Raw genomic sequence first — 23,795 nt, 5'->3', positions numbered from 1 at the left:
CATGCCCGTCCATCGGCTTTGAATCATATGTCGTGCTGCATTGCGGAACAGACCGCGTTACAATGGTCGTTTCCCCCACCGCATCAGAGAACTCACCATGACGCTGTTTGCTTCGGTCGAACTGGCCCCGCGCGATCCCATCCTTGGTCTGAATGAAGCTTTTAATGCCGACACCCGCACCGACAAGGTGAATCTGGGCGTGGGCGTGTACTTCACTGACGAAGGCAAACTGCCGCTGCTGCGCGCAGTGGTTGCAGCGGAAAAAGCCCGCCTCGAATCCCAGCCTGCACGTGGCTACCTGCCGATCGAAGGCATCGCCACTTACAATACCGGCGTGCAAAACCTGCTGTTCGGTGCTGAATCGGCGCTGATCAAGGATGGCCGCGTGGTGACCGCGCAAGCCCTGGGTGGTACCGGCGCGCTGAAGATTGGTGCAGATTTCATCAAGCGTCTGGAACCGAATGGCATCGTTGCCATTTCCGATCCGAGCTGGGAAAACCACCGCGCCCTGTTCGAAGCTGCTGGCTTCAAAGTGGTGAACTACCGTTATTACGATGCAGCCAAGCATGGTCTGGACTTTGCTGGTATGGTGGACTCGCTGTCCTCCCTGCCCGCCCGCTCCACCGTGGTGCTGCATGCCTGCTGCCACAACCCGACCGGTGCCGATCTGACCGTGGATCAGTGGAAGCAAGTGGTGGAACTGTGCCGCGAAAAGAGCCTGATTCCATTCCTCGACATGGCTTACCAAGGCTTTGCCGATGGCATCGAAGCGGATGGCGTGGCGGTGCGTCTGTTCGGTGAATCGGGTCTGGACTTTTTCGTATCCAGCTCCTTCTCCAAGTCCTTCTCGCTGTACGGCGAGCGCGTGGGCGCACTGAGCATCATCACCCAGAGCCGTGACGAATCCACCCGCGTGCTGTCGCAACTGAAGCGCGTGATCCGCACCAACTATTCCAACCCGCCCACACACGGCGGCGCCGTGGTGTCGGCCGTGCTGAACAACGCCGAACTGCGCGCACAATGGGAAACCGAACTGGGCGAGATGCGCGACCGCATCAAGTCCATGCGTCAGGCACTGGTGAGCCAGCTGGCCGCTCAAGTCCCGAACCGCGACTTCTCCTTCGTGCTGGCACAGCGCGGCATGTTCTCTTACTCCGGCCTTACCGCCGATCAAGTGGAGAAGCTGCGTGTGGATCATGGCATCTACGCTGTGTCCACCGGTCGCATCTGTGTAGCCGCGCTGAACAGCCGCAATGTCGAGCGCGTGGCAGGTGCAGTGGCTGCTGTGCTGAAGTAATCCGGACGATTGGTCTGAATGTGACAAAGCCACCTGTGAAGGTGGCTTTGTTGTATCCGTGCCGGCTTAAGATAAACTGGCTGCTACTCGGCTGCGGTAAACAAGCTCGGCGCTCGCCGGGCTTGTCTTGAACGTAAGGTGCTTACACTGTGAATTACATCGGTCAGCTGTACTGGATGACCTAATTTCACAGGTTATACATCGCTCATCGCTACTGGCGATGATCTCTGTCGATATTCGCTTCCATCAAAAGATTGTCAGCCCACGGAGCATCCATCTATCCGCGACGTGGCCGAGCTTGCTATCATCACTCCATCTGGAAGGTCATAACGGAGAAAACGGATGCATAGCTATTTCACGAAGGCAGACCTCAAAAGGACAGCTCGCTACAGCCTCCGCGCCTACTTCGCCCCAATCGTCGGCGCAGTACGAGGAATACTGCGCGAATACCGGCATATCGAACGAGATGCCCGTCTTGCCAGGATGCGCGACGCTCAAGGCTAAAGAACGATTCGGAGCAATCGTTTATATGGCAATGCATCGGCTTCACGTCAGACATTTCAAGTATCGCTTGGCCAAACTGGTTCCATGATATCGCCATGGATTGCCATTCCCTTTCGCAATTCGCTTAGCACACGCTGAACATGAACCACGTCGATTTCTGGCAACCTGCTCTCAGGTGAGACGTGATCAGTCATCAAGACTTCCGGCAAAGGCACATCGCCCACTGACAGGTCGGAAACCTGCTTGTTCGGCTGACTTTTTGCTTGATTCATCATTAACACCTATTGACGCCTGAATCACCACTCCTCAGAGTATGTGCCGTAGGATCGGTCGGCTGCAACTGCATCTTTGCAGCGCCGGCATTCGTTTTGAGCCAATCACATACGCTGACCAACCATGCCCGTTCGAAGAGTCCCCAAAAACTATCGCAACGTTACCGGCATTGCTGCGCATACAAAGGCAGAAGGCCAGGCCATGTATGAATCGACGCTTGAGCGTGACTTCATCACGCTGCTTGAGTTCAACCCTGCCGTCTTGGCATTCGAAGTTCAGCCGCTCACGATCAACTGGATAGATTCACAGGGAACATCCCGCAGTTATACGCCGGACGTATTGGCCAGGTTTCGGCAAACTGATGATGAAACCAATACTGTCCTGTACGAGGTCAAATACCGTAACGATTTGAAGAAAGACTGGCCAATCCTCAAGCCGAAATTCAAAGCGGCAATCAAGCGTGCGCGCCAACACCGGTGGCGGTTCAAGATCGTTACCGAACAGGAAATCCGCTCACCCTATCTTGATAATGCGACGTTCCTACTCCCATTTATCCGGCGGACACCGCCCACACCAGAGGTGATATCGCAGCTCTTAGGCCATCTCGATCTGGTTACCCAATCATCCCCGCAAGAGCTGCTGCACGCCTGCAGCCAGGATGAGTGGCAACAAGCCTATCTGATTCCGGCACTCTGGCACTTGATTGGTACACGGCAAATCTGCGCAGATTTAACCGAAAAATTGACGATGACCTCGAAGATTTGGAGTGCGCAGCATGGCAACCCCTGAAACACGTACTTATGTTCTAGGTGCAGAAGTACTTTTTGCAGGCAGAAGCCATCGTATCGTTCAACTGGTGGACTTTGATGAGGTAATCCTCCGCGATCTCGAAACCAAGGAGCTGATCCGTTCAACATTGGCAGAGCTGCAACCTGTGCAAGCACCAACCCCTGGTCCTTCGCCTGACCTATTGTCGATTGACGATGCTGATTGGGCGGAAGCGGAGAGGCGATTGGACATCATCCGTCCATTGCTTCATCTGGCCAAGCGCACCCGTAAGGACGTAGAGGCACGGGCACATGAGTTCAAGGTTCATACCAATACGCTCTATACGTGGTTAAAGGCCTACGAAGCCCAGGGCATCATGACAGCACTGCTTCCTAAAGCGCAAAGGAAAGATAAAGGCACGCAAAAACTCCAAGCGGAAATAGAGGCCATCATTCAGGATGTCATCCAAAAGGAATACCTGACATCACAACGAAAATCAAAGCAATGGATCTGCAACGAAGTTAAGCAGCGATGCGTGGCTGCAGGCATCGAACCACCACATGCCAATACGGTAAGAGGACGAATCAAAGCTGTTCCATCCGAGGTAGCGGTTTCAAAACGACAAGGACGCAAGACGGCAGAAAACCTGTACTCTCCCGTCGAGGGGAGCTTCCCAGGAGCCGACTGCCCTTATTCCGTCATCCAGATTGACCACACCAAGTTGGATATCATTCTGGTCGATGATGTTTATCGTCGCCCCATTGGCAGGCCATGGATTACGTTGGCAATCGACGTCTTTAGTCGGATGGTTGCTGGATTTTACGTATCCTTTGATCCACCCGGCGCATTATCCACGGGCCTATGTTTGGCCCATGCCATATTGGCAAAGGATCAGTGGCTCTCAAAACGAAGTATTGACGGCATTTGGCCCTGTTTCGGTCTTCCTCGCAAATTGCATATGGACAATGCGAAGGAATTCCGAGGACAAATGCTGGAGCGCGCTTGCCGCCAGTATGGAATAGACATTGAATGGCGACCGGTGGCAAGACCGCATTTTGGTGGCCACATCGAGCGACTGCTGGGTACCCTGGCAACCGAAATCAAGTCCTTGCCGGGCACTACCTTTTCCAATGTTTCAGAGCGTGGTGAATATGATTCGGAAGGCAAAGCAGCGCTCACATTGTCTGAATTCGAACAGTGGCTGACCACATATATCATCAAGATCTACCACCTTCGCATGCATTCTGGAATTGGCATGCCGCCGATCGCGCTATACAAGCGAGGAATTTTTGGTGATGAGAATCGACCAGGCGTCGGCTTGCCGGAGCGCATCCAAAATGAAGAGAAATTGCGTCTGGATCTGATGCCGTTTGAAGAGCGCACCGTTCAGGACTACGGCATCGTGATTGATGATATCCATTACTACAGCGATGTACTGCGGCGCTGGATTAATGCACGCGATCCAGAGAAACCCAAATACAAACGCAAATTCATGTTTCGGCGGGACCCACGGGATCTCAGTACAGTGCAATTCTACGATCCAGAGCTTTCGCAGTACTTCGCCATACCATATCGAGACACCTCACACCCTGTCATTAGTATTTGGGAGCTACGCGAAGCAAAGAAGCGCTTGGAGGCACAGGGGCGTCAATCCGTCGATGAGCGTGCAATATTTGAAGCTTACGAGCAAATGCGCGAAATCGAACGATCCGCACAAGGCAAGACGGCAGCCACCCGTAGAGCGGAGCAGCGGCGCAAACTGACATTTGGATCGGGAGCAAAAAACAAATCATCAGTACCAGCAAGCCAGGTAACCGCTCCATCTCGTTCGACCCCACCGGCCATTCTGCCATTCGATGACTTGGATGATATGGCATGAATACGGAACACCTCGCAGAGTCCGCTATCAAGCTGTTAGATCTGGATGACGTTGCCCGCATCGAGCGTATTCGGTCCCCCCGCTGGATTGGCTACCCAAAGGCCAAAGAAATACTGACCAAGCTGGACGAGTTACTCACCTACCCAAAGTCACACCGCATGCCCAACTTGCTCATTGTCGGCGACACCAACAATGGCAAAACCATGCTCATACAGCGTTTTTGCAACCAGCACCCAGCTGATGACAATCCAAATGGTGATGGTGTGCATGTGCCCGTTTTGTACATTCAGGCACCGCCAGTTCCGGATGAAGGTCGCTTTTACAATGCCATTCTCGAATTGCTTTTTGCCCCGTACAAGCCAAATGATCGGGTTGATAAAAAGCAGCTGCAGGTCATCAAGCTACTTCGTTACGTGGGACTCAAAATGCTTGTCATCGACGAAATTCACCACGTCCTCGCAGGTAACCTGAACAAGCAACGCGCCTTCCTGAATGTCCTTAAATTTCTGGGAAATGAGCTTCAGGTTCCGATTGTGGCGGTGGGTACCAGAGATGCGTTCCGGGCCCTGCAGACCGATCCACAACTGGCCAATCGTTTTGAGCCCGCCATGCTGCCTCGCTGGGAGATGGGCACTGACTTTCTGCGCTTACTAGTGAGCTTCGAGCGAATGCTGCCGTTGCGCAAGGCGTCAAACCTGCACTCGCCTGAACTGGCTAATCGTTTGTTTTCAATGAGCGAAGGCTATATCGGCGAGCTGGCGCAGCTACTGACAAAGGCTGCGGTCCTGGCGGTGGAAAGTAAGGAGGAGCGCATTAACGAAAACGTACTCGACAAAGTCAGCTGGGTATCACCGACAGATCGTAAACGCCAGGTTGATAGAGCAATGTAACATGACTGAGATGCACCTTTGGCCAGCGCATCCCCATCCCTATCGTGGTGAACTCTTGTCATCCTGGTTGGTGCGCTTAGCTCATGCCAACGGCCTGAAGGTACAAACTTTTTGCCGACTCTCTTTCGGCAATGAATTCCAAGTCTGGAACCGGGACATAGACAGGCTGGCACCCGCTTGGCTGCTGGACACCATGAGCAAGAAAACGGGAACGCCGCTGAGCCGCGTAGAATCCGCAACCTTGCACATATACAAGGGCAAGCTTTTCGAGCATGAGAAGGCATCCGGGCAATTGCCATGGATATTGCCGTTACAGATTTACCATCGGAAACGTATGGGCTTCGGACTACAGTTTTGCCCGCAATGCTTGGCTGAAGATACTGAACCCTATTTCCGCCTGGCTTGGCGGGTAGCACCGTTTACATTCTGCCCAACACATCAGTGCATGCTGCATGATCAATGCCCACGATGCAGCCAAGGCGTCGCTTTTCACCGCATCGAGCTTGGTCACCCAGAACTCAACAGCACAAACCCGCTCTGCATTTGCTGGTCATGTGGCTATGACCTGCGAGATAGTGAGCGAGCGCCGGTGCATAACTGGAGTTCACACGCGTTCCAGTCATGGGCAAAAGCCTTGAGGCTCGTCGAAAATGGAGCACCGATCAACTCGCGGTTTGACTACAGTAAGCTTTCGGTTCTGCATCAAATGACAAAACTTGTTCTGTCAGATGGGATACGTGGCAGACTGGCTGAGTTCATTGCCACGGAAACCGGGCAGCCTAAACCCAAAAAACTGCCGGGCAGGTTTCCCGTTGAGAGTTACCGGCTACCTGAGCGGCATCAAGCGGTCGGGTTTGCTTGGTGGTTGTTGGGTAGGTGGCCAAGCCGGGTGAAAAGGGCTTGGCATGCCAAATCCTTAAGATTCAATTGGTTGCTACGAGATTACGCGGAAGCACCCGTGTGGTATCGCACATTCGCCAAAAATATTAGAACTGCATTCCTGGAAATATCGCATCAGTAGCGCCCTGTGTCGCGTATCATTAAAATTTTGAGCGATAACATTGCACGCCGACGAGATTTTCAACATTCAAAAGAGCATTTCAGAACGTACACTGCACCTGTTGAGACGTTTTTTGCCTCTGATGGCTCCTGTCGCTAAGTACGCTCAATGGCAGAATGAAGACGTGCATACTGTCGGCTGTCTCGCCTCGGCTGCAGCACGAAGCTCGGAAAGCACTTTACTTCTTTGTGCATATGGTCAGGTATGGGATGCAGAAGTGCCAGCACGGTCAACATTCGAAGCAACCCTAAAATTTGCCTACATGCTGCAGGCACCAGAAACATTTGCAGCTCGGCATAGGGAGTACGCATGCGAGCTATTCGAAATCGGACAGATAAAGAATCACCAAAAGGCATACGATTTTCTTTCGACCGTTTCCAACCCCGATGCGATTGAATGGGAACCTATTCGTCAAGTAGTTATGCCGAAAGCTCAGGCGGCGGAGTTAAGAGCCAAATACCCAAAGACTTATAGGCAAACGTTGGAACAAAAATGGGGTTTCACTGGACTCATTCAGTCGCTATCGTCCTCTGGGGACCCAGTTTTCGAGGGATTCCGTGGGTTGGCCTATGGATACTCGACGTCGAGTCATATTGCTCACGCAGACTACGCAGGGGTAACCATGCCTCTTGAGCGTGACGAAAGACATAAGGCGGATAGCGATGCGATTCATCTTGCGCATCTCGTTAGGCTCGTCTCAGATATCTGCACTTGCCAATTTCTTCGACTGCTCGTGGCCTATCGCTTTATTGGGGAAGATCCGGCACCAGTGTTCGAGGCCCGGCACCAAATGGATGAATTGCAAACGTCATTTGGTCCAATCTACCATCAATGGCTCGCAGCAGAATATGAACGCAAACGATGAACACATGGTTGTTGTAGCTTTTGCAAAGATTGTTGGCGCACCTGGAGAGAATTCGCAATTTGTGCCAGAATTCGAGCAAAACGTAATGCTTAGAAGGATTTACATTTCATGGGCACACCACAGAAGCTGAGATTTATCGACCTATTTGCCGGATGTGGCGGACTTTCTCTAGGCTTACTTCAGACAGGATTTAAAGGGGTTTTCGCCATTGAAAAGAGTCCACTTGCTTTCTCGACATTGCAACATAACTTAATCGATGGGTCGAATTACAGGTTTGATTGGCCTACCTGGCTCCCAAAGGAAGCTATGACATGCGAGGACATGATAGCCAAACATGCTGATCAACTTAAAGAGTTACGAGGCAGCATTGATGTGATCGTTGGTGGCCCGCCCTGCCAGGGCTTTTCGACAGCCGGACGCCGAAACCCTGCAGACCCAAGAAACAAAATGACCGAGCAGTATCTGGCTATCGTTGGGCTCGTTCAGCCACGTTTTATCGTGATTGAAAACGTGGCTGGGTTTGATATGCGCTTTGAAAATGAAGAGGGCCTAGCAGACCTTATCGCAGACTCCGAAAAGTCGTCTTATGCAAAATATATCGCGAAGAAATTAGGCAAGCTTGGATACCATGTTTCTTCAGGCTTGGTAAATTGCGCAGATTTCGGTGTCCCACAAAATAGGCATCGTTACTTAATGATTTGCGAAAGAAAAAACACTAAATATCCACCTCAGAACCTTTACAAGAGTCTTCTCGAAAGTAAAAAAATCTTCTTAAAAAAGAAGAATCTTCCCGAAGATCGTTTTGTAACAACCAAGGATGCAATAGCTGATCTGGAGACTAAGGGAAAAGAGTTAGTAAAAAACCAAGATGCAGGTATCGGAAGCTTTTATGAAGCTCCCTATAACCAACCTAGTGAGATGAATCCATATTTGGAACTCATGCGAAGGGAAGCAGGCAACAATGCGCCAAACAGTCGTCGGCTAGCAAGGCATCGCGCTAGTACGGTTCTATACTTCCTAGATGTACAGCGTATATGCCGCCCTGGAATTTGCCTTTCCAAAACCGAGCGAGAACAAGTCGGAACAAGAAAACATGCAACTACCGTTTTATCTGCAAACTCTCCAGCCCCAACAATTACCACCTTACCTGATGACATATTGCATTACGATGAACCTCGCATTCTAACCGCACGCGAAAATGCGCGCCTACAATCATTTCCGGACTGGTTTGCTTTTCAAGGTAAATATACTACAGGTGGTAAGCAACGGAAATTTGAATGTCCTCGTTACACCCAAATTGGCAATGCAGTTCCACCTTTATTGGCAGAAGCAATTGGAGAGATGATAACTCAGAGGACCATCGATACGCTGCTGGACATTCAAGTCCAAACTACCATTATCAAAGACGACATTTCCGCATAGAAATAGAGCGGCTGACTAAAATCCAACAGATCCAATATCAGTCTCCCCGTATAGATTCCGAACCATTCTTAATCATTTAATATTCCAGAATCAATTGCATCTTTAATATCATTGAGAGCATCTCCATGAGCCAATAAATCCTGTCGAAGCTTTCTAAAAGCTTCGTCATCAAACTCAATGCTCCTACCCTTGAACGTAATTTTTCCACCTTGCTCGACAGGTCGCGCATGAGCAAGGGCATTCCTAGGATCAATCACTTCGTTATCGTACTTGCCGAGTGTTGCAAGCAAAGCACGAATCGTCCTGTCTTCCGCTTTCTTTCCAAGCAAGCTACTCAAAACTTGGTATTTCAAGGAACTGCTAAATGCTCGATGCTCGGTTAGTTCCTCAATGCTATTTTTTTCCTCAAGTTTTTCAACCTGCTTCGCATTACTATTACAGACACTGATTATTTTTCCTCGGATATGGTTAAGCAGCTCCAACTTACCCTCTTCTCCAAGCTGGCAATATCGAAGCCTGATACACTCATCAATCAGGTTGTCGAAATCACTAACCGTAGCCATCACCAAGCCGCGCATATGGTTCAAATCAAGAACCTTCTTCACGGTTGTATTGATAACAGCCATTGCTTCTGCAGTAAGATTATCCCGCCTAGTGCAATACACACCATCGATATCTTGCTCATAGATAGCTTTTCGTAGCTCCTTTGGAGTTGCAGAGCTATAGAAGACTATTTCTGTGTGTGTATTACTACGCACTCGTTTCGCAAGGATGGCCCCATTTTCTCGATTTTCTCCCAGGTTCCAATCCATAAGAACCAAGTCAAAATCATCTTTCTGGCGAAGCTGAGCAATAAATGAGCCTACATCACCTACATTTTCTACCCATTCAATAGAAAGCTTGAATCCCATCCGAGATAAGCGGTCCCGCAAGCCATCCGCTGCGCCAGAAACGTTATGCGGTTGATCTTCGAACCATAGTATTTTATATTCGAGTTTCATTCCACGATTCTCATGACAAATTGTGTTCCATTTTCGTAGCTTGGATTCAGGCCTATATCCCCGCCCATCTGATCTAGAATATATGAAACATGATAGAGACCTAAGCCAGATCCATCTGTTGTACTAAAGCCTTTCTCGAAAACTCTGTCAGGTTCCATAATGCGCCCATCCAGCCCTCTCCCATCATCAGTGACAGTTATTTCTATTTGCTTACTTGACGGCTGAGTAATGTCAAAAAATACGCTTGATGCACCAGCCTTTTCTGCATTATTAACAAGGTTATCAATTAGTATTGATATCTCAATAGGCTTAAATTTTCGGATAAGCCCTTTTGCAGATGATCTGACCTGCACATTAAGTCCATCGCCATTATAGAAAGAGCAGACTTGATCTACGTATTGACTGACAAATGTTACCAAATCAGCTTCGATTTGTTCAGAGTCAAGACGAAAATTCGCTTTAGTAGCGAATCTAGATACAGCCAATATTTGTTGATTTTTGAAACTTAGCTGTTCAAGTAGATTCAGTAGATCATCATCCTCTATCCGCTCACCATGTTTCAGTTTATCTACCTGGTTGGCGAGCAGATGATGAATATCCGCAGAGTAAATACCGATTTGGTGATGCAAGTTAACGATCGTATCATGGTCAACGGATGTCACAGAGGTCAGGAATAGGTTTCTCTTTTTCTCTTCCGCATAAGCAATTTCTGCTTGACGCTTTTCCTCCTCCGCCTTCCTCTTATCTCGCTGCGCCTCGCCTTTTTCTTTCTCGGCTTCTCGCGCCCTTCGTTCAGCCTCCTCGCGGGCCTTACGTTCTTTCTCGGCCTGAGCTCGAGCCAACTGCTCGGCTTGTTTCAGCTCCTGATACCTGAGTTCAGCTTTACGAATTTGCGAAAAAAGGTCCTCACTCCCAGATTTATCAGCGAGAAGTTTTAGACCTTCAATAGAGCGCTCAAAATCTTCTGATTTTTCATTTAGAATACTTACAAGATTTCTACTGTAATAGAGCAGATCCACATCTCTACCATTAGCCACCTTTGACACTAGCTCAATAATCCTTGCCCGAGCTTTATCGCCGGTCAGCCGAGAGATATCTTCTTTATCTGCATCAAGGCTATCTTGCCACGTAACGCCAACCACATAATTTTCTAATCGCTTAAGGCATTTCTCCCAGAAACAGTCAATTAACTCTAGATAGGCTGGAGTTTCTATCAACCCTTGATCTCTGCTCGTTGATTCCCGAAAATACCTTTCACTTCCTTTCACATCTATTCGCCCTACAATGTCACGAGAACCTAGGTAGCGTGCATAGCCCTGCTGCTTTCGACGATCAATTCCAAATGTATCATTCCCCTCGTCACCAACAGGGAATACTCTGAACCCATTTCTAAATAAAAAAACTGAACCAAATTTTACAGAGGAAATACCCATTCTCCTTCTGAACGTTGTTTTGGCAGCCCTATTCAGATAAAAGAGATTGCAACTAAAATCTGCGCCACCAAGCAAGCCATAATTGTTTGGCTCACTAATCTGGTAAATTATTTCCCCTCTATCCGAAAGTTCAGAGAGAATCTTCTCGCCATCTTCAGATACTCGAACATCCAAATGTGTCGTTTTTTCACGCAAAGTCTCAAAAATGAAATTTTCAACTTTACCGTTAACTATCTGGCCGTGTGATTCAACATCCTCATTCTCACCATCCGCCTCCCAATCAAGGCGAGATGGCTTTACTGCATTATCTACTTCTAACTCACGTTTTACATGTATAAAAATTTTAAACTCGTTCGCGGAGCCACTAAAGGGATTAATTAATTTAGCAAGCGCCGATTTTAAAGAAATGAGCTTAATTCTAGGCCAAGACTCCCTTGGCGAAGTAATCTCAAGAACAGTTCCATGTTCAAGATCATAACACCCATCAGGAACGGAAAAATTATCAGAAGAACTATATTGAACTTGGATATTGACAAACTCGTTTCTGTCATCCTCCTCAAAATTATTCCAATCTATTTCCAATATTTCGACAGGAGCTCCAGGCAAGGCGGTACGTGTCTGAAGACGAAGTGCAGATCCAAGTCGGTCGCAGGAAAATCGTCCCACGCCCTTACTGCCAGCATACGCACGCTTTCCATCTAAACGGTCACGGTAGTCAATAGCAATTTCATCATCCTCGGAGCCATCTTTTTTAGCCGAGTACGCCACGAATAGCCATTTATGGATCAGATCATCATAAGACATCCCTTTTCCATTATCGATGATGAAAATTCTGTCTTCATCAAAGATGACATCAACGCGATCAGCGTGGGCATCAAAGGAATTCTTTACCAATTCAAAAACAGCCACGAAATCATTCGTGATCAAATCACGCCCAATAATTCGTTTAAGACCAGCACTAACTTTGAAATGAAGTGCGCTATCTTTTTTATCCAATGATTCTTACCCCCAATTTATATTCGCTATGGACTTGCAACTTCTTAATAGTTCTGCACTGACTACGATGATATCAACATGGACTAGAGAGGGCTACTTTAATATGCGTATGATATGCATGCATCTACCGAAGGCCATTTGAACCAAGTGATTGAAGTTCAACGTTTATCTTTGATATTACGGCATCAGCGAATGCTTCGATTGAAGGCCAGGTATGCTTTAGCGTTGCAAGATTAACACCCGCCAGCAACGGTTTTGCACTTTCCCAGCGCCCATCTTTTTTGGCCAATACCCGAAGCAGCAGGCACATCAGCTCATCACCTACTCTTGCACCGCTGGGCAACGACACCATCGCAAGCTTGAACGACTCCCCCTCACGCCATTGAAACTCGATTAAACTGCACACCTGCTGCTCACTAGTAATATCTGCAATCGCTACCGCTCGCCTTTGTTTCATCCCAGAATCCAAGTAACTCCATTGCCAGGCCTTATGCGGTTTCGTTAGCGGAATATATGCAATGGTGTCAGATCTCGGGCGGATCCTTGCTTGGCATTCAGGTAATCCATTCAGGTGCTTTACCATGGCCTCGAAATTTTCGAAGCTAGCCGGCATAGCCTCCTGGCGTACATGCCTGGTTTCCGCCGAGGTAGGCGTCACACCGTTATCGGCATAGGTACCATCACCTGTGCCGAGTACTTCCGTTGGTAAAGCAAGTGGACGGACAGTGCTAGCACTGAAGTAGTGGCACATCTCCTTCCCCGGCTTCTCCAGCTCCATCCCATCTAAAGCTCCAAAACGCTCCTCAGGAAGATCAATGATGGCTGAATGGATGTTGTAGGAAGGCTCGTCGTCGCTTTGTAGCTCACCATCGGCAACGTCTTTGCCGGATGGCCACCTCACTGGATATGCAGGCTCTTTCTGATCATCGGGAAGATCTTTCCCTTCTTCCGGCCGCAGGTTGCTGTTATCACGATAACAGGTAATTGCGCTGAACGGAAATGGACCTGAACAGTGTTCCAGTGCAAATACGATGAAACGCCAGCGTTTCTCATCTGGCGTCTTCATCGCTTTCATCCGTACCCGTAAGTTAGTTTCTCCTGAGAATGGAAATGCCACTTCGGGATAAAGGCGAGGCTTACTCTGCACAGCTTGCTTGATCATCGAATCATGAACCAAGGCGGCACCATTAAAAGCTTCTGGGCTATTCAGAACTCGGCCGATAATCCAGGCATCAGCATCGGCGAATTCTTTGCGCAGCTTGAGGATGCAGCGTTTCTCCTGCTCGATATAACCGCACTCTGCAGGATTCACAATTGTATCCAGCTCATGCCGAAAATCACCGGCAAAAATCGCCTTCGCAAGGTCAGTTGAGGTTGCGTAGTAGAACCGTATAATCTCTGCAACAGGTATGATAATGCCGTACGGATCACCCTGCCATTCGATAGCCAAACAATTGGTAGCAAGGCCAGCACCAATCTGATGATATTTCTTGCGAATGATTGAATCACCATCCACCAAGGCATCAGATTTAATCAGTCGCACCGTTTCTGTTGAGATGCCTAAATTATCGAAGGTCTTGGTCTTGCCTGCGTTTTCAACAAGACAGTGCCGACTCCGCCATAGAGAACCAATAGTAACAAGAGGAAGCTGTCCGACACCGATACTGATTGATCGGCGCTCTTCATGAATAACCGCGCTAGTTGCGGCATAGTCAGCCACGCCGTCAACTACCGGACTAATGATGAGTTGGATTTTCGGCTCAGAGGGAACCTGAGAATTGCGCTCTACACCACCAAACCAGTCTACCCTCCAGATTCGACCATCATCTGGAAACTCTCTGATCTTCGGTATTGCCCTTCGCATCTTCGCCCTTTCCAGTAGCGTTTAGCGATGTAGAGTACAAATTAGCGTTGTTCAGTCGCCATTAGCATTGGAAGTCTCATACACCCCCGCCTCGTGCGCCTGCTGATCAGCATGGTAGCTGGAACGCACCAGCGCACCCACGGCCGCATGCTTGAAGCCCATCTCGTAGGCAGTCGTCTCGAAAATCTTGAACTGCTCCGGCGTCACATACCGCAGCACCGGCAGATGTGAGTTGGTCGGTGCGAGATACTGACCGATGGTAATCATGTCGATATCGTGCGCACGCATATCGCGCATCACTTCCAGAATCTCTTCGTCCGTTTCGCCCAGGCCGACCATGATGCCGCTCTTGGTGGCGACATTCGGATTGCGTGCCTTGTAATCCTTCAGCAGCTTCAGCGAGTGCAGGTAATCCGCCCCCGGGCGCGCTTGCTTGTACAGGCGCGGCACGGTTTCCAGATTGTGATTCATCACATCAGGCGGTGTGGTCGTGAGGATGTCGATGGCGATATCCAGACGGCCACGGAAATCCGGGACCAGCACTTCGATCTGGGTACTCGGCGACAGTTCGCGTGTACGGCTGATGCAATCGGCAAAATGCTGCGCGCCGCCATCTCGCAGATCATCACGATCCACCGACGTCACCACGACATACTTCAGCTTGAGCGCGGCAATCGTCTCGGCCAGATGATTGGGCTCGTTCGCATCGAGCGGGTTCGGACGACCATGCCCCACATCGCAGAACGGACAGCGACGGGTACAGATATCACCCATGATCATGAACGTAGCGGTGCCCTTGCCGAAGCATTCGCCAATATTCGGGCAACTGGCTTCTTCGCAGACGGTATGCAGCTTCTGCTCGCGCAGAACATTCTTGATTTCATAGAAGCGGCTGCCGCTGGGCGCACGCACGCGAATCCAGTCAGGCTTTTGCAGCGGCTTATCGAGCGGAACAACCTTGATCGGAATCCGGGCGGTCTTGGCCTCGCCCTTCATCTTGACGCCTTGCTCGGCTTTTTCTGGCGGTGTGGTAATCGTGGGAGAGGACATGCTTGGGTAGACTCGTGTCGAGTGAATCGTAGTTTTAAGATGCCTGTGTCGACGACAATGCGTAGTCGGACACAGATGCTGTCCCCGGAAGGGCCAGCAAGGTATTGATTTTAGCTGCGAAACGCGGCGCAAGCGAGGCTGGCGTTTCATTTAGCCCGAAGTCGTTTAGCTGCACCATGCGCAAACCCTGATAGCCACAGGGATTGATGCGCGAGAATGGTTCGAGATCCATACCAATATTCACAGCCACGCCGTGGTAGCTTTTACCATTGCGGATACGCAGGCCGATACTGGCGATTTTGGCTTCATCAACATACACGCCGGGCGCATCCACCTTGCCATAGGCGTGAATATCAAAATCAGCAAGCAGATCGATGACCGATTGCTCGATGCGGCGCACCAGTTCGCGTACACCCAGCTTGCGGCGGGTGAGGTCAATCAACGGATAAGCCACCAACTGGCCGGGGCCGTGGTAGGTCACCTGACCACCGCGATCAATCTGGATAATCGGAATATTGCCCGGATTCAGCACATGTTCGGGTTTGCCCGCCTGCCCTTGTGTATACACGGGCGGGTGTTCGAGCAGCCAGAGCTCATCCGGCGTCGACTCGGAGCGCGCATCGGTAAAGGCCTGCATGGCACGCCAGGTAGGCTCGTATTCCACCTTGCCCAGCCACTGCGAACGCGCCTGGCCTTCGATATCGGACAGCAGTTCGCCTTCTGGCTTCACAGGACCACCTTCACCATCGGGTGCGCGGTCAGTTCGCGGTACAGATTATCCAGCTGCGGCTTGGAGTGCGCCGTGATGGTAATAGTGACCGATAGAAACCGTCCGCCGGAACTGGCACGCATTTCAACGTCCAGTTCTGTCACGTCGGGCGCATGGCCACGAACAACATGCAGCATGGTGGTGGTGAATTCGTCGTGATGCGCGCCCATGATCTTGATGGGAAAGCGGCACGGAAATTCGAGCAGGGTGTCTTGGGATTCACTCATGAAACGGTTTCTCCTGCACCCATGATGGATGCGGCACGGCAATAATTGATGCTGCGACACAGCAAAGCGGCGCATTTTACCTGATAGTCGATATGTCTGAAATGAGGGACAAGACGCTGATTTACAAGCGGCAAGGCAAAAAGGACGATTCAGCTCGCAGCACGCATCACACGCTGCTTGAAATCCTGATACAAGCCATCGACATGCACGGCCATCGGCCCGACAGCGCCGGCACCCACCGCCAGACCATCCAGCTCGATGATGGACAGCACTTCCTTGGAGGAGCTGGTCATCCAGATTTCATCAGCGGAACGCACTTCAGCTTCGCTGATCGCGCGAATCGCGAGTGGCACCTCGTGACGCTGGCAGAGCTCGATCACCAGATCATAGGTAATCCCCGGCAGCATCAGATTGGATTTGGGCGGCGTGGACACAACGCCCGCGTTCACGATAAAGATATTGCTGGCCGCACCCTCGGTCAGCCAGCCATCGCGAAACAGAATGCACTCGGCGCAGCCAGCGTGTCGCGCGGCTTCCCGCAGCAACACCGTCGGGAGCAGATTCAGGGATTTGATGTCGCAGCGCAGCCAGCGGAAGTCGGCGTGGCTGATGGCGCGCACACCTCGGCCCTTTAAGGCTGCATCCGGCGTAATCAACGGTGCCGGATTGACTAAGACCGTTGGCGGCACATCAGGCGGAAACGGAAAGTCGCGCTCACCTGCATTGCCACGTGTTACGTGGATATACACAGCCTGATCATCAAAGGTTTGCAGAGTAATGGCCTGTATGATGATTGCGCGCCATTCCGCGATCGAATGCGGATTGGCGAGACCAATCGAATCCAGACTGGCCTGCAGGCGATGAAGATGTTCGTCCAGCCTGAATGGCAAGCGAGAATACACTGGAATGACTTCGTACACGCCATCCCCGAACAGGCAGCCTCGATCCAGCGGCGAAATACGCGCATCTTCAGACTTGAGAAACTGCCCGTTCAAGTAAAGCATGGCTGGCTCCCGCCAGAATGGAATCAGCTATTGTAAGCAAACAGCTTGCGAAACGCATATTGCGATTTGACATGCTGATAGCCCAGTCCGCGATAAAAGCGATGGGCTTCCTCGCGCTGCACGGCAGAGCGCAGACTGACGCCGACGATGCCGCGTGTCTGCGCCCACAACTCCAGCGCGGTCATCAGCGAACGACCCACACCCTGACCCCGGTAATTGGAATCCACCACCATACCGTCGACCTCGATGGTCGGTGCGGCACCAATCAGTAGCCGGGTATATCCATGCACCCAGCCACAGATATGGCCTTCTTCGTCCATCGCGATGAAAACGGCGTGATCATCCTTCGCCAGAATGCGCTCCAGATTGGCACGCAATTCGGTTTGATCGACCGGATAACCCAGTTGCGAGGTCAGTTTTGCAAACGCGGCGAAATCACCGATTCCAGCCGCGCGTAGCCTTAGTGTTTGAACCACAGTTTCATACCGTCGATGGTGCGTCCGAAGAATCCCGCCTGTGGCACAGCCTCAAGCGCCTTGAGCGGTAATTCTGCCACGACCTGACCACCTTGGACTACCTTAACCAAACCAAGCGCTTGACCAATAGCAATTGGTGCAACAATTGTCGGCGAAACAACCACTTGCGTTTGCAGATTACTACCCTGACCCTTGGCCACAGTAATGAACTGATCGGCATCGACACCCAGTTTCACCGACTCTGCCGCCCCCTTGTAGACACGCGGCGTAGCCAGCACCTGCCGGGCATTCAGTACCTTGGGCGTATCAAAGAACTGCAGACCATAGCCCAGCAATTTGGCACTTTCATTGGCGCGGACGTTGTCCGACTCGGTGCCCAGCACCACGCTCAGCACGCGACGGCCATCATGCTTCTTGGTGGCGATCAGGCAGAAACCTGCGCTATCGGTATGGCCAGTCTTCATGCCATCCACTTCCGGATCGCGGAACAACAGCAGATTGCGGTTCGGCTGGGTGATATTGTTGTAGCGGTATTCCTTCATCGAATAGATCGGGAAGAACTCCGGGAAATCACGGATGATGGCCTGTGCCAGAATCGACAGGTCACGCGCTGTGGTGAAGTGCTGCGCATGCGGCAAGCCGGTCGAGTTCATGTAATGCGTGTTCTTCATGCCCAGACGCAGGGCTTCCTGATTCATCATGCCGGCAAATACTTCTTCACTACCCGCAATGGCTTCGGCGAGCGTCACGCAGGCATCATTACCCGATTGCACGATCATGCCGCGAATCAGCTCGGCAACAGTGGCAGGCTTCTTCGGATCGAGGAACATGCGCGAACCTTCGGTGCGCCAGCCGCGTTCGGATACGGTATAGCTTTGCTCGAGCGTAATACGACGCGTCTTGACCGCTTTAAAAGTCAGATAAGCCGTCATCAGTTTGGTCAGCGAGGCCGGTTCAACACGTGAGTCCGGGTCCTTGGCAGCCAGCGGAATGCCACTCTGGAAATCGACCAGTAAATAAGCACGTGCGGCGAGATCAGGTGCAGGCGGGACAGGCAGCGCGGCGCTTGCATTGGCAATCGTGATCGCGGCAAGCGCGGCAAGAATCATGTTTTTCATCTGGGATGCACTTCTTGGAGGAGCAAAGCGAGCCGGGACGGGATGCCCGGCGAATCGCGGAGGATTATAACGAATGTTTCGGTATCGTCATGTGACAATACCGGTGATCATGAGTTCGTGTTGTACAACAATCAGGTGAGCGAGTTAAACCCGACATCCAAACCGCCATCTTCAGTCTGAATACGCATCACCCAGTCGCGGCGACCCTGCACGCAGAAAGGAAGTGATACCTTTAGCGTTTGCACGGTATCAGAAGCCTTCTGCATGGGGAACTGCAACGGCCCCATATCCATCCCCATCATGGCCAGCTTGAGGGTGACGGGCTTGCGAATATTTTCGACAGTGAGCGTAAATGGTCGCAGCATCGCGGGTTGCTGATCCGCAGATACCCGAATAGTGCGTTTACCCATTTGCAACACACACCCTTCAACCAGATTGTTGCACATCACGATCTGTTTCGGTTTGGTGTGCTGCACATAGTAGCGGATGGCAAAGCTGCCAAACAGTAGGGCCACCAGCATAAATGCCATGAGTTTGAATCGTTGTGACTTAGCCATTAGATAAATAATCCTTCGTATTGCCAGGCAGCGCTAAGCATGGCAATCCCCTGACCACCACACTGAATGGCCTGCTGCACATCAACGTCGCGCATGCCACCAATGGCATAGACGGGTACAGGCCATCCTTGCGCAATCAATGAAGTGAATCGATCCCATCCAAGCGGCGGCAATTCCGCATGGCTTGGCGTAGCTGCTACATGCCCCAGCACTGCATAGTCCAGCCCTAAACGAGCCGCATGTGCCAGCTCAACCTCATTATGTACCGATGCGCCGACCCAGCCTGCCGGTTTCACCGTCATGTCCGCCAGCATGCGCGAGGACAGATGTACGCCATCGGCACCCAGGCGTGCGGCCAGTTCGATATCCCCGTGGACAATCAATCTGGCATGATACGCGCGGCAGCGTGTGAGCGCCGCTTCGGCCAATGCGGTCAGTGTAACAGCATCCAGCTGAGGCTCGCGCAGCACAAGCAGCTTCAGCCCTCGCGCCAGTGCTGCATCAAGCTGCTGCAGCCATTGATCCGTACCCAGACCCACCGCATTGGACAGCGCGATCATGCCGGAGAGTTGCAATCCACGCAAAATCGGTGCATTTGCGGGCAGAATAGGGTCAGCCGTTGTTGCTCCTGGCACCTGCCAGGCAAATGACTGCCCCTCATGCGATTGCAATTCGCCTTCCCACGCCGTTACCTTGAAGAAATTCAGGCGGACGGTGGCATGCGGATAGGTAAAGGTCTGCACCACCCAGGGCGTCGCAGCGGTGACCATAATGCCCAGCTCTTCCTGCAACTCCCGGGTGAGCGCTTCCAGTGGCGTCTCGCCCGCTTCCAGCTTGCCCCCCGGAAACTCCCACCAGCCAGCGTAGGGTTTGCCCTCCGGTCGACTGGCCAGCAGAAAAGTGCCATCGGGTCGAATCAGGATACCGGCAGAAACATGGGTGATTTTGACGGGTTCATTCATCTTCGCTTACTTTCCGGATACGTCCGTCGCTCGACCTGACGCATCACGTGCAAATTGCCAGGCCACACGCCCCGAACGCGATCCACGCGCCAACGCCCAGTTCAGTGCATCGCGTTCAATCATGTCGTTCCATTGCGGGCCACTTAAGTAGGTCAGCCAGTACTTCACCGCACGCAGATAGTCGTCCTGACTAAATGGATAGAAACTCAACCACAGACCAAATCGTTCCGACAGACTGATTTTCTCCTCCGTCGCATCGGCGGGGTGCCCTTCGCCATCTACATGGCGGACGGACTCGTTCTCTGAGAAATATTCGGGCAACAGATGACGGCGATTGGAGGTCGCGTATACCAGTACATTGGCGGGCGGCTGCGAAATCGACCCATCCAGCGCCGATTTCAGCGCTTTGTAGCCGGGGTCGCCCGCTTCGAACGACAGATCATCACAGAACACAATATAGCGCTCCGGACGCTCGGCCAGCCGCTCGATTACCTCGGGTAATTGCGCCAGATGGTCGCGATCAAGCTCAACCAGTCGCAGTCCGCTTGCCGCACATTGGTTCCACACGGCTTTCACCAGCGAACTTTTGCCCGTACCGCGTGCGCCAGTTAGCAATACATTATTGGCTGTCCGACCTGCTACAAATTGCTCGGTATTACGCAGCAACTCGGCCTTCTGGGCATCTACGTTCTGCAGATCATCCAATGAAATCCGGTGCGGCTGATATACCGCCTGCAACCATCCCAGTGATGCCCCCAACCCAGCCCATGTTCGCCAGCGATAGGCCGAAGCGCTCCAGTCAGTTTCACCACGCGATGGCGGAAGGAACTGTTCTAGGCGGGACAGGAGTTTACTGACGTGGTGCGGATCAAGCGGGGTGGAAGGGTTCATGCCAGTGCGGGCGGGATATGTGATTGGGGTGCATGATACATGGAAGTTGGACACAATTTGCTAACGATGATGCACCAGTTCAGCACTGATGCTTATTTCGTCGAGGTAAGATACTGCAAACATAAACTCAATCAGTGATAGGCATCATTTGATGTAAGATATTTTCTGATTACAACAAATGAAGAGAAATAATGGAATTATCCTGCAAAAAATGTGGTTATCTTCAGCGAACCAGTCGATCTGGTAACACCTGTATTTCCTGCGGCCACGAGATCGCAGCGCCTAAAAGAGCAAATTCCACGGACAACCATCATAGCGCCCGCCCATCCAGTAAAGCATCCACTCACCCGGATTCAATGCCACTTGTAGTTTCCGCATATATCAGGATATTTGACTTCAAAGGAAAAAGCAGCCAGAAAGAATTCTGGTCATTCTTTATATTCAATGTAATTTTTAGCTTGATTATTGCCAAGTTTGATCAACAACTCAGCTTAAATAAAAAAATAGAATCGGGCACACTCAATCTAGCATTCTTTGTCATAAATGCGCTTCCCAACCTATCACTTCAGGTCAGAAGACTTCATGATACCGGCAGAAGTGGCTGGAGCCTGCTGATTTTACTCGCCCCGCTCGTCACATATGCGGGGATGTCAGTCTTTACTTTACTGCTCAAACATTTTTCTCCCTCCAGCACCATTGCTTTCTTAGATCCATCGAATATTCAGGCATTGATTATTATCGGACTAGTTGCACTTTACAGTGTAATCCGTCTGTTGCATTGCTTCCTACAACCCAGTCTTGATGCAGAAGTTTCGCTATCGACCAACCAAAGCAGTGCACTAGATGAAGCTTGCGTACCTACAGAAAGTAAAGAAAAAAAACCAGATCTAAGCATCGATATACTACTTTCATTCTTCATACCCCTTGTTGGTATAACAATCGGCCCATTCGCACTTCTGCGCGGACAATATCGCAGAGGATTGGTTATGTTGCTATCTGGAATATCTGGATGGCTACTCTTTCAATTTATAAAATATTATTTTTTACTCTCAAGGCAGTAAAGGTCGAAAACTCTTGTTTAGCTAATCTAATGAATCAGGCCGGAAATCCGGCCTGATTCTTACAAATTAAATTACTATTTTACGTCCGATAATCCGCATTAATCTTCACGTAATCATACGAGAAGTCACAGGTCCAGACCGTGGCATTGAACTCGCCACGATTCAGTTCCACGCGGATGGTGATTTCGGCTTGCTTCATCACGCGCTGGCCGTCTTCTTCCTTGTAATCGGGATTGCGGCCGCCGTTTTTGGCCACCAGCACATCATCCAGATACAGATTAATGCCATCTACATCGAGATCGCTGATCCCGGCATAGCCTATGGCTGCCAGAATCCGGCCCAGATTGGGGTCGCTGGCGAAGAAGGCTGTTTTGACCAGAGGCGAGCGGCCGATGGCATATCCCACGGCCTTGCACTCTTCGTAAGTACGGCCACCGATGACATTGATGGTCATGAACTTGGTGGCGCCTTCGCCGTCGCGTACGATGGCTTGCGCCAGCACCTTGGCGATGTCGGTAATTGCATCGCGCAGCGTTGCGCACGCAGCGGAATCTACTGAATCAATCTGCACGCCGGATTTGCCGCTGGCAATCAGCATCAGCGAATCATTGGTGGACGTATCGCCATCGATGGTGATCGAGTTGAACGACACATCGGCGGACTGCTTCACCAGCGTCTGCAGGACATCCTGCTTCACGCCTGCATCGGTGGCGATATAGGACAGCATGGTGGCCATGTTCGGGTGAATCATGCCCGCGCCCTTGGCGATACCCGTCACCGTGACTGTCTTGCCGTCAATCACGACTTGCTTGGACGCAACCTTGGGCAGCACATCAGTGGTCATGATGGCTTCGGCTGCTTCGGACCAGCTGGCTTCCGTCAGATTGGCAATGGCTTGCGGCAGCGCGGATACGATCTTCTCAACCGGCAGCGGCTCCATGATCACGCCCGTGGAAAACGGCAGAATCGCTTCGCGCGCCACGCCCAGTTGTCCGGCCAGCGCATCACACACGGCCAGTGCACGTTCGCGTCCGTCCACACCGGTACCCGCATTGGCATTACCGGTATTGATCACCAGTGCCTTGATCGGGCCTGCGGCCAGATGCTGTTTGCAAATCTGCACAGGGGCTGCGCAGAAACGATTCAGCGTAAACACGCCGGCAACGGTTGCGCCGTCTTCGAGCTGGATGACAGTCACATCCTTGCGGCCCGGCTTTTTAATGCCGGCACTGGCAATGCCCAGCTTCACGCCGGGGACGGCATGAATGGTCGCAGGATCGGGGACAACGAGATTGACGGGCATGGCAGATTCCTTCGTACTGACTGTCATGGCATCCGGCAGCAGCCAAGTGAGCCGCGGATACCGCAAATTGTGCGCGATTGTAAACCCCATGCGCTTTTGATGCGATCAATAATTCCTCAATTTGG

Annotated in this window: 22 protein-coding genes; 8 read left to right on the top strand and 14 right to left on the bottom strand. The window is 51.3% G+C overall.

Annotated elements, in window-relative coordinates:
• Window positions 1-97 precede the first annotated feature (97 nt).
• Complete coding sequence (locus KSF73_05075) at window positions 98-1,297, top strand: aspartate/tyrosine/aromatic aminotransferase (GenBank protein MBV1775084.1); 1,200 nt, start codon at window positions 98-100, stop codon at window positions 1,295-1,297.
• A 560-nt stretch (window positions 1,298-1,857) separates the two neighbouring features.
• Here KSF73_05075 and KSF73_05070 read toward each other — a convergent pair.
• Window positions 1,858-2,073 (bottom strand): hypothetical protein, encoded by a 216-nt coding sequence (locus tag KSF73_05070; protein ID MBV1775083.1) that lies wholly within the window; start codon window positions 2,071-2,073, stop codon window positions 1,858-1,860.
• A gap of 124 nt (window positions 2,074-2,197) precedes the next feature.
• Between KSF73_05070 and KSF73_05065 the strand changes: the two genes are divergently transcribed.
• The 6 genes from KSF73_05065 to KSF73_05040 all read left to right on the top strand — a co-directional run bounded on the left by KSF73_05065 (window position 2,198) and on the right by KSF73_05040 (window position 8,958).
• Complete coding sequence (locus tag KSF73_05065; protein ID MBV1775082.1) at window positions 2,198-2,863, top strand: TnsA endonuclease N-terminal domain-containing protein; 666 nt, start codon at window positions 2,198-2,200, stop codon at window positions 2,861-2,863.
• Window positions 2,850-4,721: a DDE-type integrase/transposase/recombinase gene (locus KSF73_05060; GenBank protein MBV1775081.1), complete on the top strand. Its 1,872-nt coding sequence runs from the start codon at window positions 2,850-2,852 to the stop codon at window positions 4,719-4,721. The genes KSF73_05065 and KSF73_05060 overlap by 14 nt, the downstream gene beginning before the upstream one ends.
• Window positions 4,718-5,611, top strand: a complete 894-nt coding sequence (locus KSF73_05055; protein ID MBV1775080.1) for a TniB family NTP-binding protein — start codon at window positions 4,718-4,720, stop codon at window positions 5,609-5,611. The genes KSF73_05060 and KSF73_05055 overlap by 4 nt, the downstream gene beginning before the upstream one ends.
• Window position 5,612: 1 nt before the next feature.
• Complete coding sequence (locus KSF73_05050) at window positions 5,613-6,632, top strand: TniQ family protein (GenBank protein ID MBV1775079.1); 1,020 nt, start codon at window positions 5,613-5,615, stop codon at window positions 6,630-6,632.
• A gap of 40 nt (window positions 6,633-6,672) precedes the next feature.
• Window positions 6,673-7,536 carry a hypothetical protein gene (locus KSF73_05045; GenBank protein MBV1775078.1) on the top strand — a complete coding sequence of 288 codons (864 nt, stop codon included), beginning with the start codon at window positions 6,673-6,675 and terminating at the stop codon, window positions 7,534-7,536.
• Window positions 7,537-7,644: 108 nt separating this feature from the next.
• Window positions 7,645-8,958 carry a DNA cytosine methyltransferase gene (locus KSF73_05040; GenBank protein MBV1775077.1) on the top strand — a complete coding sequence of 438 codons (1,314 nt, stop codon included), beginning with the start codon at window positions 7,645-7,647 and terminating at the stop codon, window positions 8,956-8,958.
• 68 nt (window positions 8,959-9,026) lie between these two features.
• Here KSF73_05040 and KSF73_05035 read toward each other — a convergent pair whose 3' ends face one another.
• From KSF73_05035 to KSF73_04980, 12 genes are all read right to left on the bottom strand, one after another.
• The gene (locus tag KSF73_05035) at window positions 9,027-9,959 is read right to left on the bottom strand and encodes a response regulator (GenBank protein MBV1775076.1); all 933 of its coding nucleotides are present in this window, start codon (window positions 9,957-9,959) and stop codon (window positions 9,027-9,029) included.
• Window positions 9,956-12,388, bottom strand: a complete 2,433-nt coding sequence (locus tag KSF73_05030) for an ATP-binding protein (GenBank protein MBV1775075.1) — start codon at window positions 12,386-12,388, stop codon at window positions 9,956-9,958. The genes KSF73_05035 and KSF73_05030 overlap by 4 nt, the downstream gene beginning before the upstream one ends.
• Window positions 12,389-12,512: 124 nt before the next feature.
• A complete protein-coding gene (locus KSF73_05025; GenBank protein MBV1775074.1) occupies window positions 12,513-14,252 on the bottom strand; it encodes a hypothetical protein in 1,740 nt (579 codons plus the stop codon).
• Window positions 14,253-14,303: 51 nt separating this feature from the next.
• On the bottom strand, window positions 14,304-15,302 hold the full coding sequence (gene lipA / locus KSF73_05020) for a lipoyl synthase (GenBank protein ID MBV1775073.1): 999 nt from the start codon (window positions 15,300-15,302) through the stop codon (window positions 14,304-14,306).
• Between the two features lie 34 nt (window positions 15,303-15,336).
• Window positions 15,337-15,939, bottom strand: a complete 603-nt coding sequence (lipB, locus tag KSF73_05015) for a lipoyl(octanoyl) transferase LipB (protein ID MBV1775072.1) — start codon at window positions 15,937-15,939, stop codon at window positions 15,337-15,339.
• A gap of 89 nt (window positions 15,940-16,028) precedes the next feature.
• Window positions 16,029-16,298 carry a DUF493 domain-containing protein gene (locus KSF73_05010; GenBank protein MBV1775071.1) on the bottom strand — a complete coding sequence of 90 codons (270 nt, stop codon included), beginning with the start codon at window positions 16,296-16,298 and terminating at the stop codon, window positions 16,029-16,031.
• Between the two features lie 149 nt (window positions 16,299-16,447).
• Window positions 16,448-17,302 carry an aminotransferase class IV gene (locus KSF73_05005; GenBank protein MBV1775070.1) on the bottom strand — a complete coding sequence of 285 codons (855 nt, stop codon included), beginning with the start codon at window positions 17,300-17,302 and terminating at the stop codon, window positions 16,448-16,450.
• Between the two features lie 23 nt (window positions 17,303-17,325).
• The gene (locus KSF73_05000; GenBank protein MBV1775069.1) at window positions 17,326-17,778 is read right to left on the bottom strand and encodes a GNAT family N-acetyltransferase; all 453 of its coding nucleotides are present in this window, start codon (window positions 17,776-17,778) and stop codon (window positions 17,326-17,328) included.
• Window positions 17,763-18,896 carry a D-alanyl-D-alanine carboxypeptidase gene (locus tag KSF73_04995; protein MBV1775068.1) on the bottom strand — a complete coding sequence of 378 codons (1,134 nt, stop codon included), beginning with the start codon at window positions 18,894-18,896 and terminating at the stop codon, window positions 17,763-17,765. Before KSF73_04995 ends, KSF73_05000 begins: the two co-directional genes overlap by 16 nt.
• Before the next feature lie 131 nt (window positions 18,897-19,027).
• Window positions 19,028-19,453 carry a hypothetical protein gene (locus KSF73_04990; protein ID MBV1775067.1) on the bottom strand — a complete coding sequence of 142 codons (426 nt, stop codon included), beginning with the start codon at window positions 19,451-19,453 and terminating at the stop codon, window positions 19,028-19,030.
• Window positions 19,453-20,415: a Nudix family hydrolase gene (locus KSF73_04985; protein MBV1775066.1), complete on the bottom strand. Its 963-nt coding sequence runs from the start codon at window positions 20,413-20,415 to the stop codon at window positions 19,453-19,455. Before KSF73_04985 ends, KSF73_04990 begins: the two co-directional genes overlap by 1 nt.
• 6 nt (window positions 20,416-20,421) lie before the next feature.
• On the bottom strand, window positions 20,422-21,306 hold the full coding sequence (locus KSF73_04980; protein ID MBV1775065.1) for an ATP-binding protein: 885 nt from the start codon (window positions 21,304-21,306) through the stop codon (window positions 20,422-20,424).
• Between the two features lie 191 nt (window positions 21,307-21,497).
• Here KSF73_04980 and KSF73_04975 point away from each other — a divergent pair, with 191 nt between their 5' ends.
• Entirely contained in the window at window positions 21,498-22,367 is an 870-nt protein-coding gene (locus tag KSF73_04975) for a DUF805 domain-containing protein (protein ID MBV1775064.1), read from the top strand.
• A 79-nt stretch (window positions 22,368-22,446) separates the two neighbouring features.
• Here KSF73_04975 and argJ read toward each other — a convergent pair whose 3' ends face one another.
• On the bottom strand, window positions 22,447-23,670 hold the full coding sequence (argJ, locus tag KSF73_04970; GenBank protein MBV1775063.1) for a bifunctional glutamate N-acetyltransferase/amino-acid acetyltransferase ArgJ: 1,224 nt from the start codon (window positions 23,668-23,670) through the stop codon (window positions 22,447-22,449).
• Window positions 23,671-23,795: the final 125 nt, after the last annotated feature.

Source organism: Burkholderiaceae bacterium DAT-1, from assembly GCA_019084025.1.
Lineage (GTDB): Bacteria > Pseudomonadota > Gammaproteobacteria > Burkholderiales > Chitinimonadaceae > DAT-1.
Note: the sequence above shows the minus strand (reverse complement) of the source record. Positions and strands in the feature narration are given on the sequence as shown.